Here is a 20948-nt window from a genome sequence, read left to right on the forward strand (position 1 = left end):
TTTATGCAGCAAGCGCAGCCTTCTGAGCCGCCAAAATTTCTTCACAGCCTTTCTTGGCAAGCGCTAGCATCGCCGTCAGGTCTTCGTGACTGAAGGGAGAACCTTCAGCCGTGCCCTGCAGTTCGATAAAGCGCCCGCTTGAGGTCATCACCACATTCATGTCCGTTTCGCTCGTACTGTCTTCGACGTAGTCCAAGTCAAGCACGGGACCGGCATCGGTCATGCCGACGCTGATCGCGCAGACAGCTTCCTTGATCGGATTTTCTTCGATCATGCCCTTTTCAAGCATGAAATTAACGGCGTCAACCAGAGCCACATAGGCGCCCGTGATCGAAGCGCAGCGGGTTCCGCCGTCGGCCTGCAGCACGTCGCAGTCAAGCGTGATCGTGTGGCGGCCGAGCTTGGTGCGGTCCACGATGCCGCGCAGACTGCGCCCGATGAGGCGCTGGATTTCCTGTGTGCGGCCGCTTTGCTTACCGCGGGCGGCTTCACGATCAGTGCGCGTACCGGTTGAGCGGGGCAGCAAACCGTACTCGGCAGTCACCCAGCCTTCGTTCTTTTCGTTGAGAAATTTCGGTACCGTCGGCGAGACGCTGGCCGTACACAGCACTTTCGTTCGTCCGACCGATACCAGAACGCTGCCTTCGGCGTGGCAGGTAAAGCCTCGTTCAAACTGAATGGAGCGCATCTCGTCGTTGGCGCGTCCGTCGTGTCGCTGTGTCATGTCAATCCTTTCTTTCGCTCAAAATTTCCTGCTGCGCACCACATCGGCGCAGCCGCATTCAGCATTCTAAGGTGAGCGTCTACAATTAGGCCTCCGCAAGACCAATCCTGCGGCTTACTTTTTTGCAACCGTCCTTGTCATCTCTTTTGTTATGTCCGGCATTCGTTCCATGACCGGCTTTGCGACCGCGCAAGGCCAAACCCCGCTCGGCTTCATGACCGTTGAACTTCGCGGCGTCAACTCGCGTTTTCTTGACCTCACGCTTCGTCTGTGCGAGGAACTGCGAGCGACCGAACCCGCTGTTCGCGAGGTCATCTCTGCGGCCGTCAAGCGCGGCAAGCTGGAGTGCCGCGCAAGCCTCAAGCAAGCCGAAACGTCAGGCGCGGGCATCAACGCGGCAGCTCTCGCCAATGTGCTCACGCTGCAGCAGGAAGTGCTCAAGGTCAATCCTGACGCCGCCCCCATGTCGGTATCTGAAATACTGCAGATGCCGGGTATTCTCAATTCGCCCGAGGTCGATCAGGACGAATTGAACGCAAGTGTTGCGACCATCCTGCGCGACGCTCTGCAGGCTTTCAACGCTTCGCGTGAACGCGAAGGTGCAGCGCTTGCTGCTATTCTCTCGAAAAACTGCGACACCATCGAAGAAGTGGTACAAGCGGTGGCCGAACGCATTCCCGACATTCACCGCAATCTCAAGGAAAAGCTCGAACAGCGCCTTCAGGAAGCACTGGGTGCCACGCTTTCGAACGCGAGCTCAATCAGTCCGGAAGAAGTGTCGGATCGCATTCGTCAGGAAGTGACGTTCTATGCGCTCAAAATGGATGTGGCCGAAGAAATCAATCGCTTGCGCACGCACGTTGCTGAAGTGCGCCGCATTCTCAAGGAAGGCGGTGCGGCCGGCCGTCGCCTGGATTTCGTCACTCAGGAAATGAACCGCGAAGCCAACACGCTCGGCAGCAAATCGGCCGCCATCGAAATGACCGATGCGGCCGTTGCGCTCAAGCTTTGCATTGATCAGATGCGCGAGCAACTGCAAAACATTGAGTAATCGTTCGTATTCAGCCGGCGGCGCAGTCAATGGCTAGAAAATCTGCGCCGCACCTTGCTTCTGTCGAATTTCTTGCCAGAAATCAAGCGTCATCCAGTAGAAGTGAAGACCCACTTCCGCCACCATCAAAAACTCTTCTTCATTGGTGACGAACGGGAAACGGCGCGCGAGGCGAATTGTGCCGAATTGGCCGATGCCGACCATCGAGGTGACGATCGCATCAAAGTCGGATTCCTTTTCGGGATCGAACCGCAGCACCCGACAGGCCACTTCGAAATTTTTCACTTCCCGTTTGGCGCGCTCGATATATTGCGCCGCGTATTTGCTCGCCATGCGTCCGGAGTCCTTAACTATTTCTCTTTGCAAAACCGCTCAAATTGTATCGAAATCCGCCGACTCTAAGTCCTGGCAATGTCGGCGCACCTAGCATCTGAGGCATCCGGACGGATCCTTTTGATTTCCTATGTTTGAAGTTGAGATTTTGCGCAATATCCGCGAGAGCTTCGGTGGCGACGAAGCCCTCGTCTTTTGGCAGACCGTGACGCACTTGGGCGACGCGGGACTCGTCTGGATCGCGCTGGGGCTTTTCCTGCTGTGCTTTCCGGGGTTTCGCCGCATCGGCAGCACCATCGGCATTGCACTTTTCTCAGGGTTTCTGATTTGCAACGTGCTCCTAAAACCCATGGTCGATCGCCTTCGCCCCTGTGAACTGCACGCCGAAGACCTGTTCATGGTCTGTCCCACCGATCCGTCTTTTCCATCCGGCCACACCACCGCCTCCTTTGCAGCCGCGGTTGCCTTCGGCATCTTTCACCCCAAATGGGGCATGGGACTTCTGACACTTGCCGTTCTCATTGCCTGGTCACGGATGTACCTCTTCGTGCATTGGCCCAGTGACGTCGCCGTCGGCATACTGGTCGGCACCGTTTCAGCCGCCGCTGCCGCAGCTTTTACCAAATCGGTCTTCGAGGAGCGTTTAGGCCTCTGACGCTGTCGGAGCACTGGAGCTGAAAAGATCCTGAGTGTCGTCAGAAGACCGCATCGGTGCCGCAGATACGTAGATCGGCGCAAAGGGAACGGCCTGCGTGATGCGAATGAGTCCTTCCTTAGCCAACTCCAAAAGCGCGAGATAGTTGACGATGCAAACGGAACGACCGGCCTCGGGCTCAAAAAGCTCCTGAAATTCCACAAACCGCTGCGTCGACAGGCGTTTGAGAATTGCGCTCATAAATTCGCGCACGGAAAGTTCCTGCTTCGACACCTTGTGGTGTCCCTTGAGATTGGCTTCGCGCAGAATGCCGTCCCAGGCAAGCCTCAGATCATCGGCGCTCACTTCGGGCAAAAGTTTGATCTGTGCTTGTTCAATGAGCACATAAGCTCGCAGGAAGTCGCGGCTATTTCGCGGAACGCGATCCATTTCGGCAGCCGCCATCTTCATCTTTTCATACTCAAGCAGACGACGGGCAAGTTCGGCCTGCGGATCGGCAACCTCTTCGCCGGTATCGGCGTGCGTCACAGGAAGCAACAACTGGCTTTTGATCTGCATGAGATGCGCGGCCATTGCAAGATATTCGGCCGCAAGTTCCAGATTGCTTTCGCGGATCAGCTCCACATAGCTCATGTACTGTTCCGTAACGATCGCCATCGGAATCTGCATGATGTCGAACTTTTGCCGTCGGATGAGATACAAGAGCAAATCCAGCGGGCCTTCGAAGCTTTCCAGAAACACACGCAGTGCGTCGGGCGGAATGTACAAACCCTCAGGCACCTTAAAGAGCGGCTCACCGTACAGACGCGCAAAGGCTACGCCGTCAATTGCTTCCGGCGTCGTATCCTGCGCATTGCCGGTATCCATTAAATCGGCAAGGCTGAGTTGCTTGGGCTGTGCGGCGTTCGAGGTCATGATTAGTGCAGCTGCACAGCGCGACACCAGGGCGTAAGCACCACTTCGGAAAGCCACACGGCAGCGTAGAGAAGCAGCCCGATGACGCTCATGTCGAGAATGCCGTTAAACATCGCCAGCGTATCGCCCACACCCCAGGCGTCCATGATGAGAAAGCCCAGCCCCGTGGTCGTAGCAAAGCTCTCGGCCAAAAAGAGAACGGCAACGGCCGTGCCGCAGGCGACCTTCAGACTTGTCAGAAACGCCGGCAATGCCGCAGGCAAATAAACGTAACGGATTCGATCCCAGCGTCCCGCCCCCATACAAGTGATGGCCGTCTCATAGACGGGATCAAGCGAAAGCGCCGCCGCACGAACAATCACGATCATCTGATAGCCCGTCGTGAGCGCAATCAAAAGAACGCGGGAAGCGTCGCCCAGACCCAGAAAAAGAAAAAACACCGGCAACAACACGATTTTGGGCAACGGAAATGTCGTATAGACAAGCGGCGCGCCCAGCCAATCGGCCTTTTTGAGATGTCCGAGCAAAAGTCCCAGAAAAAGCGCGGGAAGGGCACCGGCCGTAAGGCCGCAGATCAAACGCTTGAGGCTTACGATCATATGCCCGATATAAACGGGGTCAGCCAACGACTGGAAAAAGAGAAGAGCCGTCGTCACCGGAGAAGGCAGCAACGCTTCGCCTGCAGCGCGCGAAGCGACTTCCCACAGAAGTCCAATGAGAAAAAACGCCAGCGTGTAGCGCAGCAGCAAAATAAGAGCGCCTCTTTGAAAAGTTCCTTCTCTCATCTCACCACGCCCCATCGGTTAAATGCAGTTCCTGGCCCGCGCGAACCGCCGCCACGGCGTTGTGCAGGCGGCGCTGCACGGCATAGAAGGCATCCGTTCCGCGCACATCCACATTGGCGTCGTCCGTAAAGCTCGGATTGGCGCCGAAGGCGGCTACGCGCGATGGGCGTGCCCCCAGAAGCATGATGTGTTGGCCAAGATAAACGGCTTCACCGATGTCGTGCGTCACAAAGACCATCGTGCAAGGGTGACGTTCGCGCAGCTGTTTTAAGAAGTGCTGAAGATGTTCGCGCAAAACGGCGTCGAGCGCCGAAAACGGCTCGTCCATGAAAAGCACGTCGGGCTTGGCAATGAGCGCGCGACCGAGAGCCAGACGCTGGCGCTGTCCGCCCGAGAGCGCCGCAGGGAAGCGCCGCTCAAGGCCTTCGAGCTCAAGCTCGGCGAGCATTTCGCGCACGCGCTCGGCTATACCGTATTCCTTCTTGAGTTTCAAAGGCAAAGCCAGATTGCCCGCCACTGTGAGCCACGGGAAAAGCGCCAGATTCTGCCAGACAATGGCGTTGACGGGCTTGCCTGCACTCTCCGAGCTTCGGCACGACACGTCTCCCGCCACGGCAGGCAAAACCCCGGCAAGCGTCTGCAGCAGGGTGGTTTTGCCGCAGCCCGACTCGCCGATCACAGCCAGAGAACTGCCCGGCTGCAATGTGAAGTTCACGCCCGATAGCAAGGCCTGTCCGCGGCGCCCCACGGACAAGTCCGTTGCTTGAAGCGCAAACAACGCGCGCTTATTTTCCAACGTAGATGACCTCCTCGTAAGACGGCACTTTCTTGATCATGCCGCGCTGAAGCATCCATTGTCCCACACGCTTGACATCTTCGGCCGTCGGAAGCGGCGGCAGACCATCTTCACGGCCGAAAAGCGAGAAGCGGACCATCTTGTAGTCCTTGGCCACGGGCTGCGGGATCAGACGCTTTTGCACCATGAGCGCACGGTACTTATCGGGTTCGGCTTCGATCTTGCGGGCGGCTTCGGCCACAGCCTTGCGGAAAGCCGTCACGGTCTTGTCGTCGAGATAGGGCTGGCGCAGCGCCACCACGGCAAGCGATTCATCAAGTTTCGTGTCGTCCCAAATCACGCGACCGCCCTTCTTTTCGACAACCGTCACAAGCGGTTCGGGCAAGAGCGCCGTTTCAATCTGGCCGCTCAAAAGCATCTGCAAGCGGATCGGAATCTGACGCACTTCCATGTTCTTGAGCGCCTCGGGCTTGACGCCGGCTGTTTCCTGCATTCGGGTGAGCAGATAGTCGATGATAGTCGAAGCACTCATCGCCGTGGGCGTAGCCTTCAGATCGTTCAGAGACTTGATCTTGTCGACGTGCTTGGGCGAAACCACCATGCCGAAGGCGCGCTGTGCGGGAGTGGTGTGCGTCGTGGTGATCACAACGGCCTGAGCCGCTCCCGTTTCGTTCTGCGTAAAGACATTCATCAGGTCACCGAAATGACCGGCAAGCTGCCCGGCACGCATGGCAGCCCCCACTTCAAGCGCGCTCTTGAAAGGGACCGTCTGTACGTCAAGCCCTTCCTTCTTAAAGAGCCCTTCGTTGACAGCCACATCGAGCACGATGGAGTCGGCCGCGGGCAACGTGGCAATACGAAGCGTCTGCGCAGACACGCAGGCGCAGCCCGCACAAAGCAGGCTGCAGAGGATCGTTTTGAATGTCGATTGCATGTGCATGGTTGAATCTTTGTTTGTCAGATTGATCGGAGATGCTCTCAACGAAAAACCCCGTGCTTTTCGGCGCGGGGCCCCTTCGCGTTAACCCGTAACTCTAAAGGATTATTCGCCACAAACAAAGTGTGGGTCTTCGGGTGACCACATCGTGGCCTTCACGGCGGCCAGAATGTCGGTCGGACGTTCAGCCTGTGCGAGTCCCTTGTTGTAGAGGTACGCGGCCACGGCAGCGGCAATCTCGGCCGACAGTTCGCGCACCTGGCTCAACGGCGGATACATCGAACCATTGTCAAGATCCGACTGGCTCACGAGCTCAGCCAAACGCTTGGCGGCCGTAAGGAACACGCCCGTCGGGATCATTGTCGGCTGAGCGATCACGCAGCCCAGGCCGATGCCCGGGAACACGTAGCTGTTGTTACCCTGACGCGGCACAAATGTCTTGCCTCCGCAGCTCACCGGAGCAAAAGGCGAACCGGAAGCGAAGATCGCGCGGCCTTCCGACCACTGATACGCTTCCGCGGCCGTGCATTCGGCCTTGGAGGTCGGATTGGAAAGTGCAAAGATGATCGGGCGTTCGTTCAGAGCGCTCATCTCTTCGATCACTTCCTTTGTAAACGTCTTGGGCTGAGCAGAAACGCCGATGATAGCCGTAGGCTTGAAGACCTTGACGGCCTCAAGAAGATTGCCCGCGAGCGGCAGATCGTGCGCAAACGGCAACTTGTTGGCAGCAAGCGTGTCGGAACGACGCGAGCTCACCATGCCCTTGGAGTCAACCAGAGCGATGCGCTTCAAGGCTTCTTCGCGCGGCAGGCCTTCTTCGGCCATAGCGTCGGCAATCAGATGAGCAATGCCCGTTGCCGCCGACCCTGCCCCCAGGAAAAGCACGCGCTGTTCGGAGAGCTTTTCGCCCTTGACGCGCATGGCAGAGTACAGACCGGTAACAGACACCGAGGCCGTACCTTGAATGTCGTCGTTAAAGCACGGGATCTTGTCCTGCCAGCGTTCGAGCAGTTCAAAGGCGTGCGTGTTCTGGAAGTCCTCGAACTGGATCACCACATTGGGCCAGCGTTCGCGAGTGGCTTCAATGAATTCCTGCACCAGTGCGTAATACTCTTCGCCGTCGACTCGCTTTTGCTGCAAGCCAAGATAGAGCGGGTCGTTGAGGTAGTTTTCGTTGTTGGTGCCCACATCAAGCGTCACAGGCAGCACGTGCTGCGGGTTGATGCCGGCGCAAGCGGTGTAGAGCGCGAGCTTGCCAATGGGAATACCCATGCCGTTGATACCCAGGTCACCGAGACCCAGAATGCGCTGGCCGTCGGTCACCACGATCATCTCCACATTGTGCGTGGGCACGTTCTTGATGAGTTCGCGCACGCGACCGCGATCGTTGATTGAAACGTACAAACCGCGGGCATAGCGGAAGATATGGCTGAACTTCTGGCACGCTTCACCGACGGTGGGCGTGTAGATGAGCGGCATGTATTCTTCGATGTTCTTGATCACCAGACGGAAGAAGGCGATTTCATCGGACGAATGGATGCCGTCCAAAATCAGGTACTTGCCCAGAGCCGTCGGCTGGGAGGCAATCACTTCCTCCAGGCGGCTGATCTGTTCCTGAACGCTCGAGACGCGAGGGGGCAACAGGCCGCGCAGGCCGTAGCGGTCGCGTTCTTCTTCGCTGAAGGTTGAGCACTTGTTAAACCAAGGATTGCGCAACAGACTCACGCCGCGCATTTCGCTATCACTGCAGTAGTTCATTTTGTTCTCAGGCTCGAGGTTTTCGTTTTAAATCTGAAGGCGTCTTCAGGACAGGAAAAAGCCGCGCCCGAAGGGCGCCATTCCTGTGCAGTCGGCAATTCAATCAGGCAAGAAACAGAGCTCGGCAAAACCTTTCAAGCCTATTTTTGCCGACTCCTTTGTCGATTGTATCTCAGCTATGGTGCGAAAATACCGACTCACTGCGCCCGAAACGCAACGAAAAGCAAATGGGCGCACGAGAACCTTCCTCCCGTGCACCCATCGGCGGAGTCTCCTATCGAGGCTTGCCTTACTTCTTCTTTTTGGCGTTAAGGCTCTTAAGTCGCTCCAGGGCCACTTTGGCTGCCGGCGCGTCCTTATGCTCCTTGATGATTTTCTGAAGCGTCTTGGAAGCGTTGGTGCGCTGCCCGAGGCCCACTTCAGCCGCGGCCTTCGTCAGCAACGCATCCGGCACGCGAGCATCCTTCGGAAACTCTTTCAGAAGCTTGTTTTCGACTTCAAGCGCCTGCTTGAGTTCACCCGAAGCGTAAAGCGAATTACCAAGCCAGAAAAGCGCGGCGGGCATGTAACCGGTCTGCGGATAATTGGCGGTGAGCGTTCTTAAAAGCGCCTCGCTTTCCTCATACTTGCCCTGGGAAAAGGACGATACGGCAAGCGTATAGAGACGGCGTTCCTCAGCCGAAACGCGCACGGTACGCCCGTCGAGCTCCACGTCAGCGGGTTCAAGTTCGGCCATACGCTTGTCCAGATCGGTGTACAGGTCGCGATTGGAGCGCTGCTCCAGCGTGAGCTGGTTGGAGAGCTCTTCGACGCGGCCGATCAAACGAGCGTTTTGTTCGCGCAGCGCTTCGATCTGGTTTTGCAACATCAGCTGCGCGTTTTGAGCCGCCTCCACCTTTTCGCGCAAATCAAGAATAGCCTTGCGGGCTTCATCATCGCCGAACAAGGCGTGCGCAGGCAAAGAGGCCGCGAGCATTACCGGCGCAATCACCAGAGAGGCCAACCAATTTTTCTTCATCAGCATGAACGGATCCGTCGGTGATTAACGATAGACGATGTCGGCACGACGGTTCTGCGCCCAAGCTTCTTCCGTGTCACCCAGGGCGCGAGGCTTTTCACGGCCGAAGCTCACGGCTTCAATGCGCGAGGCGGGCACGCCCAAGAGCTGCAAACGCTGCTTGACAGCTTCGCTGCGCTTCTGGCCGAGAGCGAGGTTGTATTCACGGCTTCCGCGGTTGTCGGTGTTGCCTTCCACCGTCACGTGACGCGACGGATTGGCCATCAGGTTGCGGGCGTGGGTTTCGACCACCGGCATGAATTCGGGCTTGACGGTGTAACTGTCGAAGTCAAAGTAAACGGCGTTGCTGTCGAGAGCGGCGCCGGAAGCCGAGCGATGCTTCGCGGCGGCATCGTCCTGTGTGGTACCGGCCTTGGCGGATTCGTCAAGAGGCACACTTGAACAGCCTGCCAGAAGCATGCTGGCGGCAACAAGACCCAAGGCGCAACCGCGGATGGCGATCTTAGAGAACTGCATGATGCGTTTGTCTCCGAAAAAAGTGTCTAAAAAATGTCCGTCTTCACAATTCATCAGTCGAGCAACGGCCCCCACGTCGGCTCGCGGATGTCGCCGGCCGATGCGGTAAGCCAGGCCGAAACGGCTCCGTCGGTGCTCACGGTGCCAAGCACTCCCTTCTTGTTGCGTTCGCTCGCATAACAGATGATGCGGCCGTTTGGCGAGAAGCACGGACTTTCGTCGAATTCGTTTCCGGTGAGAATGCGTTCCTGACCGGTCTGCAAATCCATGATAGCAATGCGGAAGCGCCCGTTGGAGCGGGTCACGTAGCTGATTTCCGTTCCCTGCGGATTGAGCGCGGGGCTCACCGCATAGTTGCCGTTGAAGGTCACGCGTTGCGCGGAGCCTCCTGCCAGAGGCTGACGATAGATCTGCGGACTGCCCCCTCGGTCGCTCGTAAAGTACAGGTACTGACCGTCGGGAGAGAACACGGGTTCAGTGTCGATGGCCAGACTCTTGGAGAAACGCTGAACTCCCGAACCGTCCGTGTTGATCAAGAAGATCTGTGTATAACCGTCGCGCGAAAGCGCCACAGCAAGTTTCTTACCGTCGTGACTGAACGCCGGCGCCGAATTGTTGCCGCGGAAATTGGCCACGACACGGCGCTGACCGGTGGCAACCGTATGCACGTACACCACAGGTTTGCGCGCCTCAAAGCTCACGTAGGCAAGCTGCTTGCCGTCAGGCGACCAGGCGGGCGAAATGATCGGCTCCTTGCTCTTTAAGGCAGGCAGCGCGTTGGCGCCGTCGCTGTCGGCAACGATCAGCTCGTAGCTCTGCTTGGAGTGCTGCACAACGTACGCTAGGCGAGAAGCAAACAAGCCGCCCAAGCCCGTGAGCTTGTCGTATATGCGATCGGCAATGCGGTGACTCACCATGCGAAGCTGACGGTCTCCCGCAAGAGCGTACCATTCGTCGATCTGAGAGCCCGCCACCACGTCAAAAAGACGGAAGCGGATATCCCAGCGTCCGTCAGCGAGCTTCACAAGAGACCCCGTAGCAAGAATGTTGGCCTTTTTCTCCGTCCAGCGTTCAAACTGCGGACGCAGGCTCGTTTCAAGCGAGGCCTCAGCAGCCGAATCGGTGATGATTTGAAAGGCCCCCGTGCGTGCCAGATCGGCGCTGACAACCTGCATCAGATCTATGCCCGTCTCGGCCGACCCGTTGAAGCGTTCGAGCGCAAGCGGAATGCGGTTAGCACCCACGCCCGTGATTTCGATGCGCAGTTGCGCCCAGGCAGGAAGCGAGGAAAGGCCGCCCGCAGCGACTGCGGCAGCCATCAGACTTCTTCTGGAAAAAGAAACGTCAGAGTTCATTATTCGTTTTTTCGTCCGGCCGAGCCGGCTGTTTTACAAGCAAACCCGGCCTTCTTTGAAGATCGGGAAAAAGTGAAACAGCCTCCCTTTTCCCGCAATCTGTTTCTTTAGTGACGGAAGTGGCGTTCGCCGGTAAAGACCATCACGATGCCGCGTTCGTCAGCAGCAGCGATCACTTCGTCGTCACGGATCGAGCCGCCCGGCTGGATCACGCAGGTGGCACCCTGATCGACGATGACGTCAAGACCGTCGCGGAACGGGAAGAACGCGTCGGAAGCTGCGGCACTGCCCGCCAAAGACAGACCGGATTCGGCAGCCTTGATGGCGGCGATGCGGGCCGAGTCGACACGGCTCATCTGGCCGGCGCCCACGCCGAGCGTCATACCGTCGTGCGCATAGACGATTGTGTTGGACTTCACGAAGCGAGCGACGTTCCAAGCGAACATCATATCGGCGATCTGAGCCGAAGTGGGCTGCTTCTTGGTGACGACCTTCAGAGCGGATTCCGGACAGATGCGATTATCGAGCGTCTGGACCAAAAGGCCGCCGCCCACGCGCTTGAATTCAAAGTCGTTGTGCGCGTCGCCGGCAGCAACCGTAAGCACGCGCAGGTTCTTCTTGGCCTCAAAGACGGCAAGAGCCTCGCGAGTGAATTCGGGAGCGATCACCACTTCGGCGAACTGGCCGGTAATGGCGCGAGCCGTGGCTTCATCAACCGGACGGTTGAAGGCGATGATGCCGCCGAAGGCGCTCTTGGGATCGGTGCGGAAGGCCTTCTGATAGGCTTCAAGAGCATTGCTGCCGATGGCAGCGCCGCAGGGATTGGCGTGCTTAATGATCACGCAGGCAGGCGTCTCGAAGCTTCGAACGGCTTCCCAGGCAGCGTCCGAGTCGGCGATGTTGTTGTAGGACAGCTCCTTGCCCTGATGCTGATGGAAACCTGCAAGCAGACCGGGAGCCACGATGTGTTCGCGGTAGAAGGCGGCCTTCTGGTGCGGATTTTCGCCGTAACGCATGTCCTGAGCCTTGATCCACTGACGGTTGAAGACGTCCGGGAAGGCCTTGGTGCGTTCCTTATTCTCATCCAAGCTCGTGAGGTAGTTGGTGATGGCTCCGTCGTAGCGAGCGGTGTGTGCGAAGACCTTCTTGGCAAGCGCCAGACGCGTGTCGGCGGAAACTTCGCCCTTTTCGTTGATTTCAGCCAGAACGCGGTCATAGTCGGTCGGATCGACGATCACGGCGACAGATTCGTGGTTTTTCGCAGCGGCGCGGATCATCGTCGGGCCGCCGATGTCAATGTTTTCGATAGCCAGTTCAAACGTGCAGTCCGGACGGGCGATCGTCTGTTCGAACGGGTAGAGGTTCACGCAGACGATGTCGATCGGGTCGATGCCGTGATCGGCAATGGCCTTCATGTGTTCGGGCACGGGACGGCGAGCAAGAATGCCGGCGTGGATGTGCGGATCGAGCGTCTTCACGCGGCCGTCGAGCATTTCTGGAAAGCCCGTGTAGTCAGCCACTTCCTGGCAGGGCACGCCCTGTTCGGCCAAAAGCTTGGCCGTACCGCCCGTCGACAGAATGTGGTAACCCGCAGCCACGAGTCCCTTGGCAAAATCCACGACACCCGTTTTGTCGGAAACACTGATCAATGCTTGTTTGCGCATAGTTTTTCCTCTAATTTCAAAGTCCTGAGGCCGGAAACCCGTGCATGACGAGTTTCTTTCTCAGCGTATTTCGGTTAATTCCCAAAAGCGTTGCGGCAGCGCGCTGATTGCCGTTCGTTCTTTGCATCGCCCATTCGAGCAACGGACGTTCAGCGGCTTGCGTAATCATTTCGTAAAGCGGCAGTCCGCGCACTCCCTCAAGGTCGCGCAGATAGCTTTCGACGCGATACACCACGAGTTCATTGAACGCATCGTTGGCAGTCACCCCGGGCTGCAGAATGCTCTCAAGGTCCTGCGTCTTGGTGTTGTCAGTTGCGTTCTTCATGGCTAGTCGACTCGATGTGCCGTCTCGGGCACCTCTTCAAAAAAATCCGTCACGGCGCCAGAAAGCGCCTCACGCGTCTCCATTCGAAGCATCCGTCCAAGTTTCGCACTCAATGCTTCCTCGTGGAGGCAAAATCCTTCCAAATAATGCCGCAGGTGCTTGCGAAATGTCCTCACAAGCGCGCGTTCGCGGCCGGGTTCTTCCAAATTTTCACCGTCAAAAAGCGCCTCAAGGTGCGCCTCAAGCGTCTCGTGCACGTTCCGCGCCGTCGGGGCTCCGGGATCGGGCTTTCCGTCGATGAGCGCCTGAGCCCTCGAAAAGAGCCACGGATTCCCGCACGCGCCTCGTCCGATCATCACGCCGGCTGCCTGCGTCTGTCGCATCATTTCAAGCGCCTCTCCGGGGGTTGTCACATCACCGTTGGCAATCACCGGTATCTGCACGGCGCGCACCACCTCGGCAATGTCGATTCGGTTCACCGTTCCCGTAAAACGCTGCGCCCGCGTTCTGCCGTGCACCGTCACCAGACAAAATCCCGCATCCTGTGCCATTTTGGCAATCTCGACGGACGTCTTCATGTCCTCATCCCACCCAGTGCGCATTTTCACCGACACAGGGATCGTGACTGCCGAAGCCACCGCACGCAGAATGTCGCCGGCAAGTTTCGGATCACGCATCACAGCCGACCCGCACGCTTTTCCGCAGACCACGCGCGCCGGACAGCCGAAATTGACGTCAACCATCGCCGCGCCGCACTCCTGAGCAAGCGCCGCCGCATTTGCCATTTCAGCAGGATCGGCTCCCAAAATCTGTACCACGGCAAAACGTTCGCGGGGGTCGCACGTGTAACGGCGTCGCGTCATTTCGGTGTGAAGCAGGTGCGAGCCGGAAGCGGCCATCTCACCCACAGCGTAAGCCGCCCCATGTCTGAGACAGATCACTCGGAAGGCCGCATCGGTGACGCCTGCCATGGGCGCGAGCACCAAATTCCCTGCCAACTGATACGGCCCTATCTGCATCCCACTGAAAACAAAGAAAAAGTCAACGCCATCCGACGGCGTCGCAAACCCAGCGTTTACGATCCCCGCCATTGTACAGGACTGCACTTTTGCACTTGGCCTGTGCAGTCCGTTTGTAAGAGGTTCTCACAAATTTTTTAGAGCGGAACAAAGCTTGTCAGTCGTTGCACAACGGCTTCGACAGGTTCTTCACGGGCAAGCATCGCGGACTGACCCGCAGGCAGGCACGCCAAATCGTCCCGCCTCTGCCGAACGGCCGCTCTCAAAATCGGACGCATAACCTCACGCTGCAACGGATACGGAGCGTAAGTAAGCCCAGCCTCGTCAAGCGCCTGTACCAGCTCGCTCGGATACACACGCGTCAGGCGACCGTTGAAGCACTTCGTCAAACGCATCGATACGTCCGACAACAATGGCAAAACCGACTTGAAGGATTCGCTTGCCGCGCTCTCGGGCGTACGCAACAGAGCCGAGCCCACCATCACGGCACTTGCTCCCGCTGCCAAAGCCGCATAAACCTGCTGAGGTTCGGCAATGCCGCCCGAGGCGATCACAGGAAGACGCGTGGCGCGGGCTGCATGCGACGCAAGAACCGACATACCGATGGCTGCTTCCTCCTCCGAAGATTCGAAATTCAGACGAGGGCCACCGGCTTCAACCCCCTGCACCACCACCATATCTGCTCCGGCGGCGCGCAGCACCTTGGCTTCGCGAAGGGTCGTTGCCGTGCCCATCCAGGCGATGCTGGCTTGCTTGAGACGATCGTCGTACTCTTCGCGCAAACCGCCGAAGGTGACGCTCACAAGCGGCACTCGTTTTTGCAAGAGCACATCAAACTGCGCGTCAAAGTCGGGCAACGGTTCGAGTGTGCCCGCTTCAAGCCCAAGGTCAGCGGCCAGATCTTCGAGCGCCGAAAGCATCTTGCGCTGACACTCCCGATCTTCGGATGTCGGCGATTTCGCAGGCGGAACACGTAGATTCACGGCAAAACGCGCATTGACTCCGACAAGGCGACGCACTTCGTCAATGGATTCGGCGAGCTCCTCAGGCGAAAGTTCGTCGCCTGCAAGAATCCCCAAGCCGCCCGCGCGGCACACTGCCGCGGTCAAAGCGGAGCCTGCGACTTCGGCCATCGGAGCGTTCATCAGAGGAAGGCGCACACCCGTCACTTCCAAAAATCGGGCGACGCGCTCGCGAATTTGGTTTTCAATCGATTGCATTTGGCATTATCTTAAGATCAGAAACAAGCCCACTTCAGAGCCTCGGTGTTGCGCCGCAGCGCCTGCAGCTGCTCAATCGTGCCGATGTTGTCCCAGAACCCCTCAAAGACTTCGGCGCGCATACGCCCCTTGTCGGCAAAGTCCCACATCCAAGGGAAAAGTTTGCACCACACGGGCTTCAACCCATCGAAGATCTTGGGATTGACCACCATGATGCAGCCGTAACTGTGTCCGCGCGGCGGTTCTCCACGCAAAACGCTGCCATCGGCATAGACAGTCAGGTCACCCTGACTGTTGAAGTTTGGATTGGGTACGGCCACCAGAAAGACATCGTAATCGCCCGCTTCAATTTCTCGAGCGCGCGCAAAAAGACGTGAAAAGTCATAGTTGTGCACCACATCTCCGGCCACGATCACCACAGGCGACATGTCTCGCCCTTCGTCAGTAAGCAGCGGCAGCGCACGGACGATGCCTCCGAGACTTTCAAGCGACTGATCGTGCGTCCTGGCCTCGCGAGACAATTCCAGATGCAGGCCGCGGGCTGCAAGCTCCTGGGGCAACGCCTCAAACGTCTCGGGCAAATGCGCCGTGTTCATCACGATGTCCGTGATGCCGGCGCGCTTGAGTCCGGCAAGCGTCCAGTCACACAGGCGCACGCCGTCGGCCACCTGCAGCAGTGGCTTTGGAGTCGTATCGGTCAAAGGCCGCAGCCGAGAGCCTCGGCCGGCGGCAAGCACCATCGCGCGCATCGGTAGAGTCTCCGTCTTTTTCAGTATGTCCAACCGACCTTGGTCTTTTGCTCTTCGAACTGATCCAGCAGCCAGTTGATGGGCTTGAGTTCGTTATAGCGGTTGGCCGTTTCGCGCACATAGTGCAGGAAGCGCGGCGTGTCCTCAAGGTACTTCGGACGGCCGTCGCGGTAGTTGATGCGGGCAAAGATGCCGAGCACCTTGAGGTGACGCTGTATGCCCATCCATTCGACTTCACGCCAGAATTCACCGAAGTCCTGCGGCACGGGAATGCCGGCCTTGCGTGCCTTGTCCCAATAGCGGATCGTGATGTCGAGAACAAAGCTTTCGCCCCAACTGATGAAAGCGTCACGCATAAGGCTAGCGATGTCGTAAGTGACGGGACCGTAAAGCGCATCCTGGAAGTCGAGCACGCCCGGCATCGGGTCGGAAACCATCAGGTTGCGGGGCATAAAGTCGCGATGCACGAAGACCTTGGGCTGTGCCAGACACGAGGCAATGATCTTCTCGTAGACACCCTCAATGATTTCGCTTTGCTTTTCGGTAAGCGTGTAGCCGCGATGACGGCCCACGTACCATTCCGGGAAAAGATCGATTTCGCGACGCAGCACGGCATAGTCATACTCGGGCAACACGCCGGGCTTGGATGCCGCCTGCCACTTCACAAGCGCGTCGGTAGCCGCATCCATCAAGCGAGCCGCGTTATCTTCGTTGAGAACATCAAGATAGGTCTGACGCCCCAAATCGCTCATCAGAATGAAGCCCTGCTCGGCATCGCTTGCGAGAATCTCAGGCACGTTCAAGCCCGCATTCTTCATGAGCGCATCAACCTTGAGAAACGAATCGATCGGTTCTTTTTCGGGCGGCGCATCCATCACGATATAAGTGGCCCCCTCGCCCTGTACGCGGAAGTAGCGACGGAAACTCGCATCGGCGCTTGCCGGCGTCACGGTTGTCAGATCAAGTCCGGTCACAGCCGTCTGGCCTTCAAGCCAACGGCTGAGAGCCTCCAGGCGTTCGTCCTGCGCAGTCAGCATCACTCTTATCCTTACAAAAGCGGTCACGGAAAACTTGTGAGGCGGATTATGGCCGAAAAGGCGCAGAACTGCTCTGAAAAGAAGCCGCTCGGACCGCAACATTGGCTATCCCAGCGGCTCCAAGTGTCAAATCGGCGTCAAAAGAAGAGAAAAATTGCGCCTTTTTCGCACTGCTCGGCCATTTGAGCCTCGGTTGTAACACGTCTCTCTCTATAATCCGAACACCAAACAGCGAACTGTATTGAAAATGCCCCGGAACTCACAGCCGCAACTGCTCCCTCTGGTCGCCGCCGTGACGGCCGCGCTTTGTGCGCAGGTCGCGCACGCGCGCGCCCCTGCAACGGAGTGGCTTAACATTGCCAGCGCCGAAGTGCGCACCCCGCCGCATACACCTTCCCAATCGGCCGCCCATCAGTCGCCAGCGCAAAACGATGCGCAAGCCGCTTATCTGGATCAATGGACCGGAACGCTCGCCGATCCCGGCGCGAAGCCGGAAGATGCCCCCGCCATTGGCTACGCCTACACGATCGAAGGGTCTCCGGAAACGGAACTCACAATGACAGGCGACGCCGAGCTGCGCCGCGCCGGAACCGTCATCAAGGGTGAGACGATCGTCTATACGCAACAGACCGGGGAAGTGCAGGTCAAAGGCGACGCGCAGGTTTCGCGCGCAGGCGTTGAACTCAACGCACCTGAAGCAACCTATCAGCTCGACGACGGCACAGGCGAAGCCGAAAACGTCGACTACGAATACAAGCCGCGCGGCCTTCGCGGCAAAGCCCGCTGCATGCGCTTTGCCTCGGCCGACGTAACCGAACTCAAGGACGTGCTGCTTACGAGTTGCGAAGGCGACAACCCGGCCTGGTGGGTTGAGATGGACGAGTTGACGCTCGATGAATACGAGCAGTCGGGCACCGGCACTGGCGCCGTTCTCAAGCTCGGCGGCATGCCCGTCCTGGGTTCGCCCTGGTTTACGTTCCCGTTGTCGGCCGAGCGCAAGTCGGGCTTTCTCTCGCCTGTGTTCGGCATGAGCTCTTCGCGCGGCATTGATATTTCGGTGCCCTACTACTTTAACATCGCGCCGAATTACGACTATACGCTCACGCCGCAGATCATCACCAAACGCGGCATGATGATCGGCAACGAATTCCGCTTCCTCACCAAGCATCTTGAGGGCGAAATTTCCGGCGAATACATGCCGCACGACAGCGACTACGGTGACAAGCGCTACAGCTTGCATGCCAATATTCGCGGCAGCTGGAACAACTTCGGCTACGGCATCAACTACAACCGCGTGTCCGACGACGACTACTTCGACGACTTTTCGACGAGTCTGCGCGATAACACGGATGACATCCTGCCGCAGGACTACTGGCTGAACTACACGTCGACCTACTGGAACGCCGCCGTTCGCGTCACGAAGAACCAGACGATCAACGATACCGACAAGCCCTATGAGCGCGAGCCCCAGTTCTCCTGGAATGCGTTTGTGGCCGACGCCGCCGGTTTTGAACTCACCACGCACTTGGAAGCCACGCGCTTCGTGCACCCGACCGAAATTGACGGCGATCGCTTCGTTTTCCATCAGCAGATCGCTTATCCGATTCGAGGCGCAGGGTGGTTTGTTACGCCCAAGGCACAGTTGATCAGTACCAAGTACGACCTTGATCACGACAGCTCCGATCGCTATACGGACTCGTCACCGGGCTACACCGTGCCGATGTTCTCGATCGACTCGGGCCTTACGTTTGAGCGCGACATCAATGTGGCCAACCGTGATGTACTCCAGACGCTAGAGCCGCGCATCTTCTACAGCTACACGCCGTATCGCGACCAAAGCCAGATCCCGCTCTTTGACTCGAGCGTTGCCGATCTGAACTTTGCTCAGCTCTACAGCGAAAATACCTGGGCCGGTTACGATCGCATCGCCGAAACCAATCAGGTGACGGCAAGCGTCACGAGCCGCTTCATCGACGCCGACAGCGGTCTGGAATGGCTACAGGCCTCGATCGGTCAGCGCTACTACTTCAACGATCGCACGGTCAATAGCGAAGGCGAACGCATCTCGATGGAAAACCAAAAGAGCGACTTTCTTGCAAGCATCGGCGCGCGCCTGACACGCACCATCTCTGCTTCGCTCTTCGGTCAGTGGTCCTGGGAGCGCTCGAGCTTTAAGAAGGCTGTCGCGGGCGTTCGTTGGCAACCCAAGCCTCAGAGCGTGATCGGCCTCTATTACCGCTACAACTGGCAGGAGGACCGCAACAGCAAAGACTACATCGATCAAATCGACCTTGCTTTGCAGTGGCCCTTGTCCGACAAGGTCTACGCCTTGTTACGCCAGAACTATTCGCTCTACGACCATAAATTCATTGAAAGTCTTGCCGGCGTCGAATATCACGCGGGTTGCTGGACGCTGCGCGCTGTTGCACAACGTTACACTCGCGATGAAGACAAGAATGATGAAACGAACTTCTTCTTGCAGTTAGAATTGACCGGTCTGGGCGCAGTCGGGTCGAGTCCGCTCTCCGAACTGCAACGCAGCATCCCGGGCTATCAAACCCGCAGCCCCGTGCCCACCTCCATCGGTACCTATGACTACTACCAATAAAAGAATCACTTTGACGGCAGCCGTCCTCGTTCTGGCCGCGCTGCCCGCTTTTGCTCAACAGAGCAGTCAAATTCGCGAAACGACGGCCGAAGAGCCGCAGCCGGTTGCCGCTGCCGAAGGCCAGGCTCTGACCGAACAACAGACCGGTGCATCCAAGTTCGCCGACCGCATCGCCGCCGTCGTCAATAACGACGTCATCACGGAATACGAACTGCAAAACCGTGTGCGTCAGGCCGCCATCAACCTGCGTCAGCAAAACATCAATCTGCCCCCGATGCAGGAACTGCGCCGTCAGGTGCTTGAGCGCATGATCACCGAAAAGGCCACCGAGCAGCGAGCCAAGGAACTGGGCATTCGCGTCGATGAGCAAATGGTGAGCGCCTCGATCGAACAGATCGCGCGCAACAACAAGATGACCGTCGACGAGCTGCGCGAGCGTCTTCGCGCCGACGATGTGAGCTTCGGCGCGTTCCGCGCGCAGGTGCGCGACGAAATCACGGCGCAACGTTTGCGCGAACGAGAAGTCGACAGCAAGATCACGATTCCGGAAAGTGAAGTCGATGCGTTCCTTGCCGAACAAACGGGCTTTACGACCAATGACACGCAGGAATACCACGTGCGTCACATTCTGCTGCCGATCCCGCCGGGCGCTTCCGACTCTGAAGCGCGCGATGTTGAACGTGAAGCAGAAGCTCTGGTTGAACGCGTCCGCAACGGAGAGGACTTCAGTTCGCTGGCTGCAGCCAACTCCAAGGCCGAAGACGCGCTGTCGGGCGGTGATCTGGGATGGCGCGATGCCTCTCGTCTGCCGACCATTTTCTGGAAGGCCATTGAAAACAACCGCACGCAGCGCAACTTCATCACGACGGTGCGCTCTTCGGGTGCCGTTCACATCGTTTTCCTCGAAGACAGTCGCGACGGCGTCAAGGCCAAGCTCGCCGGCACGCCCATCGAGCAGACCCACGTGCGCCACATCCTGATGTTCGTCTCCGACCTCACGCCGGAAGACCAGGTGCTCACGCGCTTGAACGACATTCGCCACCGCATCACCACGGGTGAAGCAGACTTTGCCACACTCGCTCGTCTGAATTCCGTTGACAACTCCGCCACCCGCGGCGGCGACATCGGCTGGGTGAGCCCGGGCGATACAGTGCCGGAATTCGAAACGGTGATGAATCGTCTGCAGCCCGGCGAAGTTTCCGAACCGGTGCGTACGCCCTACGGCTATCACCTGATTCAGGTGCTTGAACGCCGTACGGCGGAAGCTAATGCCGAACGTAGCCGCATCAACGCCCGCAACCAATTGCGTGAAAAGAAGCTTGCCGAAGCTGTATACAACTGGCAGCGCGAGCTGCGCGACCGCGCCTACGTCGAAATCCGCACCAACGATTACTAATTTTTCGGCGCTTTCAAGCGCCTGACAACCAAAACGCCTGCGGACTTCCGGCTGACACACAAGCCAGCAGAAAGCCACAGGCGTTTG

At 58.1% G+C, this 20948-nt stretch carries 20 protein-coding genes; 4 read left to right on the forward strand and 16 right to left on the reverse strand.

Annotated elements, in window-relative coordinates:
• Position 1 precedes the first annotated feature (1 nt).
• Positions 2 to 724 carry a ribonuclease PH gene (gene rph / locus DW133_RS01205; RefSeq protein ID WP_118274410.1) on the reverse strand — a complete coding sequence of 241 codons (723 nt, stop codon included), beginning with the start codon at positions 722 to 724 and terminating at the stop codon, positions 2 to 4.
• Between the two features lie 151 nt (positions 725 to 875).
• Between rph and DW133_RS01210 the strand changes: the two genes are divergently transcribed.
• Positions 876 to 1775, forward strand: a complete 900-nt coding sequence (locus DW133_RS01210) for a YicC/YloC family endoribonuclease (RefSeq protein WP_118274412.1) — start codon at positions 876 to 878, stop codon at positions 1773 to 1775.
• 33 nt (positions 1776 to 1808) lie between these two features.
• On the opposite strand, the gene DW133_RS01215 is transcribed toward DW133_RS01210, so the two are convergent.
• Positions 1809 to 2108, reverse strand: a complete 300-nt coding sequence (locus DW133_RS01215; RefSeq protein WP_118274414.1) for a hypothetical protein — start codon at positions 2106 to 2108, stop codon at positions 1809 to 1811.
• 130 nt (positions 2109 to 2238) lie between these two features.
• On the opposite strand from DW133_RS01215, the gene DW133_RS01220 reads away from it, so the two are divergent.
• Positions 2239 to 2763 (forward strand): phosphatase PAP2 family protein, encoded by a 525-nt coding sequence (locus DW133_RS01220; RefSeq protein ID WP_118274416.1) that lies wholly within the window; start codon positions 2239 to 2241, stop codon positions 2761 to 2763.
• Here the strand turns inward: DW133_RS01220 and DW133_RS01225 are convergent.
• The 14 genes from DW133_RS01225 to DW133_RS01290 all read right to left on the reverse strand — a co-directional run bounded on the left by DW133_RS01225 (position 2752) and on the right by DW133_RS01290 (position 16857).
• Positions 2752 to 3678 (reverse strand): ScpA family protein, encoded by a 927-nt coding sequence (locus DW133_RS01225; protein ID WP_118274418.1) that lies wholly within the window; start codon positions 3676 to 3678, stop codon positions 2752 to 2754. The genes DW133_RS01220 and DW133_RS01225 overlap by 12 nt on opposite strands.
• A gap of 2 nt (positions 3679 to 3680) precedes the next feature.
• A complete protein-coding gene (locus DW133_RS01230; RefSeq protein WP_118274420.1) occupies positions 3681 to 4463 on the reverse strand; it encodes an ABC transporter permease in 783 nt (260 codons plus the stop codon).
• Position 4464: 1 nt separating this feature from the next.
• Complete coding sequence (locus tag DW133_RS01235) at positions 4465 to 5259, reverse strand: ABC transporter ATP-binding protein (RefSeq protein WP_118274422.1); 795 nt, start codon at positions 5257 to 5259, stop codon at positions 4465 to 4467.
• Positions 5249 to 6199: an ABC transporter substrate-binding protein gene (locus DW133_RS01240; protein ID WP_118274667.1), complete on the reverse strand. Its 951-nt coding sequence runs from the start codon at positions 6197 to 6199 to the stop codon at positions 5249 to 5251. Before DW133_RS01240 ends, DW133_RS01235 begins: the two co-directional genes overlap by 11 nt.
• Before the next feature lie 102 nt (positions 6200 to 6301).
• Positions 6302 to 7954 (reverse strand): NAD-dependent malic enzyme, encoded by a 1653-nt coding sequence (locus DW133_RS01245; RefSeq protein ID WP_118274424.1) that lies wholly within the window; start codon positions 7952 to 7954, stop codon positions 6302 to 6304.
• Positions 7955 to 8243: 289 nt separating this feature from the next.
• Complete coding sequence (locus DW133_RS01250; RefSeq protein WP_118274426.1) at positions 8244 to 8978, reverse strand: YbgF trimerization domain-containing protein; 735 nt, start codon at positions 8976 to 8978, stop codon at positions 8244 to 8246.
• An 18-nt stretch (positions 8979 to 8996) separates the two neighbouring features.
• A complete protein-coding gene (gene pal / locus DW133_RS01255; protein ID WP_118274428.1) occupies positions 8997 to 9488 on the reverse strand; it encodes a peptidoglycan-associated lipoprotein Pal in 492 nt (163 codons plus the stop codon).
• Between the two features lie 53 nt (positions 9489 to 9541).
• Positions 9542 to 10807, reverse strand: a complete 1266-nt coding sequence (tolB, locus tag DW133_RS01260; protein WP_233542069.1) for a Tol-Pal system beta propeller repeat protein TolB — start codon at positions 10805 to 10807, stop codon at positions 9542 to 9544.
• A gap of 143 nt (positions 10808 to 10950) precedes the next feature.
• Complete coding sequence (purH, locus tag DW133_RS01265; RefSeq protein WP_118274432.1) at positions 10951 to 12507, reverse strand: bifunctional phosphoribosylaminoimidazolecarboxamide formyltransferase/IMP cyclohydrolase; 1557 nt, start codon at positions 12505 to 12507, stop codon at positions 10951 to 10953.
• 16 nt (positions 12508 to 12523) lie between these two features.
• Entirely contained in the window at positions 12524 to 12832 is a 309-nt protein-coding gene (locus tag DW133_RS01270) for a helix-turn-helix domain-containing protein (RefSeq protein WP_118274433.1), read from the reverse strand.
• A gap of 2 nt (positions 12833 to 12834) precedes the next feature.
• Entirely contained in the window at positions 12835 to 13851 is a 1017-nt protein-coding gene (dusB, locus tag DW133_RS01275; protein ID WP_158571084.1) for a tRNA dihydrouridine synthase DusB, read from the reverse strand.
• Positions 13852 to 13988: 137 nt separating this feature from the next.
• Positions 13989 to 15071, reverse strand: coding sequence for a nitronate monooxygenase family protein (locus DW133_RS01280; protein ID WP_118274437.1), 1083 nt, complete (start codon positions 15069 to 15071; stop codon positions 13989 to 13991).
• 17 nt (positions 15072 to 15088) lie between these two features.
• Complete coding sequence (locus DW133_RS01285; RefSeq protein WP_118274439.1) at positions 15089 to 15820, reverse strand: sugar phosphate nucleotidyltransferase; 732 nt, start codon at positions 15818 to 15820, stop codon at positions 15089 to 15091.
• A 20-nt stretch (positions 15821 to 15840) separates the two neighbouring features.
• Positions 15841 to 16857, reverse strand: a complete 1017-nt coding sequence (locus DW133_RS01290; protein ID WP_118274441.1) for an aminoglycoside phosphotransferase family protein — start codon at positions 16855 to 16857, stop codon at positions 15841 to 15843.
• 247 nt (positions 16858 to 17104) lie between these two features.
• Between DW133_RS01290 and DW133_RS01295 the strand changes: the two genes are divergently transcribed.
• Complete coding sequence (locus DW133_RS01295) at positions 17105 to 19465, forward strand: LPS-assembly protein LptD (RefSeq protein WP_118274443.1); 2361 nt, start codon at positions 17105 to 17107, stop codon at positions 19463 to 19465.
• A complete protein-coding gene (locus DW133_RS01300) occupies positions 19449 to 20861 on the forward strand; it encodes a peptidylprolyl isomerase (RefSeq protein WP_118274445.1) in 1413 nt (470 codons plus the stop codon). Before DW133_RS01295 ends, DW133_RS01300 begins: the two co-directional genes overlap by 17 nt.
• Positions 20862 to 20948 lie beyond the last annotated feature (87 nt).

Source organism: Sutterella sp. AM11-39 (assembly GCF_003472385.1).
Lineage (GTDB): Bacteria > Pseudomonadota > Gammaproteobacteria > Burkholderiales > Burkholderiaceae_F > Duodenibacillus > Duodenibacillus intestinigallinarum.

Coding starts and splice junctions, on each gene's coding strand:
- DW133_RS01240 (WP_118274667.1), bottom strand. CDS start 6,199: ATGCACATGCAATCGACATTCAAAACGATCCTCTGCAGCCTGCTTTGT.
- dusB (WP_158571084.1), bottom strand. CDS start 13,851: ATGCAGATAGGGCCGTATCAGTTGGCAGGGAATTTGGTGCTCGCGCCC.
- DW133_RS01295 (WP_118274443.1), top strand. CDS start 17,105: ATGCCCCGGAACTCACAGCCGCAACTGCTCCCTCTGGTCGCCGCCGTG.
- DW133_RS01215 (WP_118274414.1), bottom strand. CDS start 2,108: ATGGCGAGCAAATACGCGGCGCAATATATCGAGCGCGCCAAACGGGAA.
- DW133_RS01280 (WP_118274437.1), bottom strand. CDS start 15,071: ATGCAATCGATTGAAAACCAAATTCGCGAGCGCGTCGCCCGATTTTTG.
- DW133_RS01245 (WP_118274424.1), bottom strand. CDS start 7,954: ATGAACTACTGCAGTGATAGCGAAATGCGCGGCGTGAGTCTGTTGCGC.
- DW133_RS01300 (WP_118274445.1), top strand. CDS start 19,449: ATGACTACTACCAATAAAAGAATCACTTTGACGGCAGCCGTCCTCGTT.
- DW133_RS01285 (WP_118274439.1), bottom strand. CDS start 15,820: ATGCGCGCGATGGTGCTTGCCGCCGGCCGAGGCTCTCGGCTGCGGCCT.
- DW133_RS01225 (WP_118274418.1), bottom strand. CDS start 3,678: ATGACCTCGAACGCCGCACAGCCCAAGCAACTCAGCCTTGCCGATTTA.
- tolB (WP_233542069.1), bottom strand. CDS start 10,807: ATGGCTGCCGCAGTCGCTGCGGGCGGCCTTTCCTCGCTTCCTGCCTGG.
- rph (WP_118274410.1), bottom strand. CDS start 724: ATGACACAGCGACACGACGGACGCGCCAACGACGAGATGCGCTCCATT.
- DW133_RS01220 (WP_118274416.1), top strand. CDS start 2,239: ATGTTTGAAGTTGAGATTTTGCGCAATATCCGCGAGAGCTTCGGTGGC.
- DW133_RS01270 (WP_118274433.1), bottom strand. CDS start 12,832: ATGAAGAACGCAACTGACAACACCAAGACGCAGGACCTTGAGAGCATT.
- DW133_RS01290 (WP_118274441.1), bottom strand. CDS start 16,857: ATGCTGACTGCGCAGGACGAACGCCTGGAGGCTCTCAGCCGTTGGCTT.
- DW133_RS01230 (WP_118274420.1), bottom strand. CDS start 4,463: ATGAGAGAAGGAACTTTTCAAAGAGGCGCTCTTATTTTGCTGCTGCGC.
- pal (WP_118274428.1), bottom strand. CDS start 9,488: ATGCAGTTCTCTAAGATCGCCATCCGCGGTTGCGCCTTGGGTCTTGTT.
- DW133_RS01250 (WP_118274426.1), bottom strand. CDS start 8,978: ATGCTGATGAAGAAAAATTGGTTGGCCTCTCTGGTGATTGCGCCGGTA.
- DW133_RS01210 (WP_118274412.1), top strand. CDS start 876: ATGTCCGGCATTCGTTCCATGACCGGCTTTGCGACCGCGCAAGGCCAA.
- purH (WP_118274432.1), bottom strand. CDS start 12,507: ATGCGCAAACAAGCATTGATCAGTGTTTCCGACAAAACGGGTGTCGTG.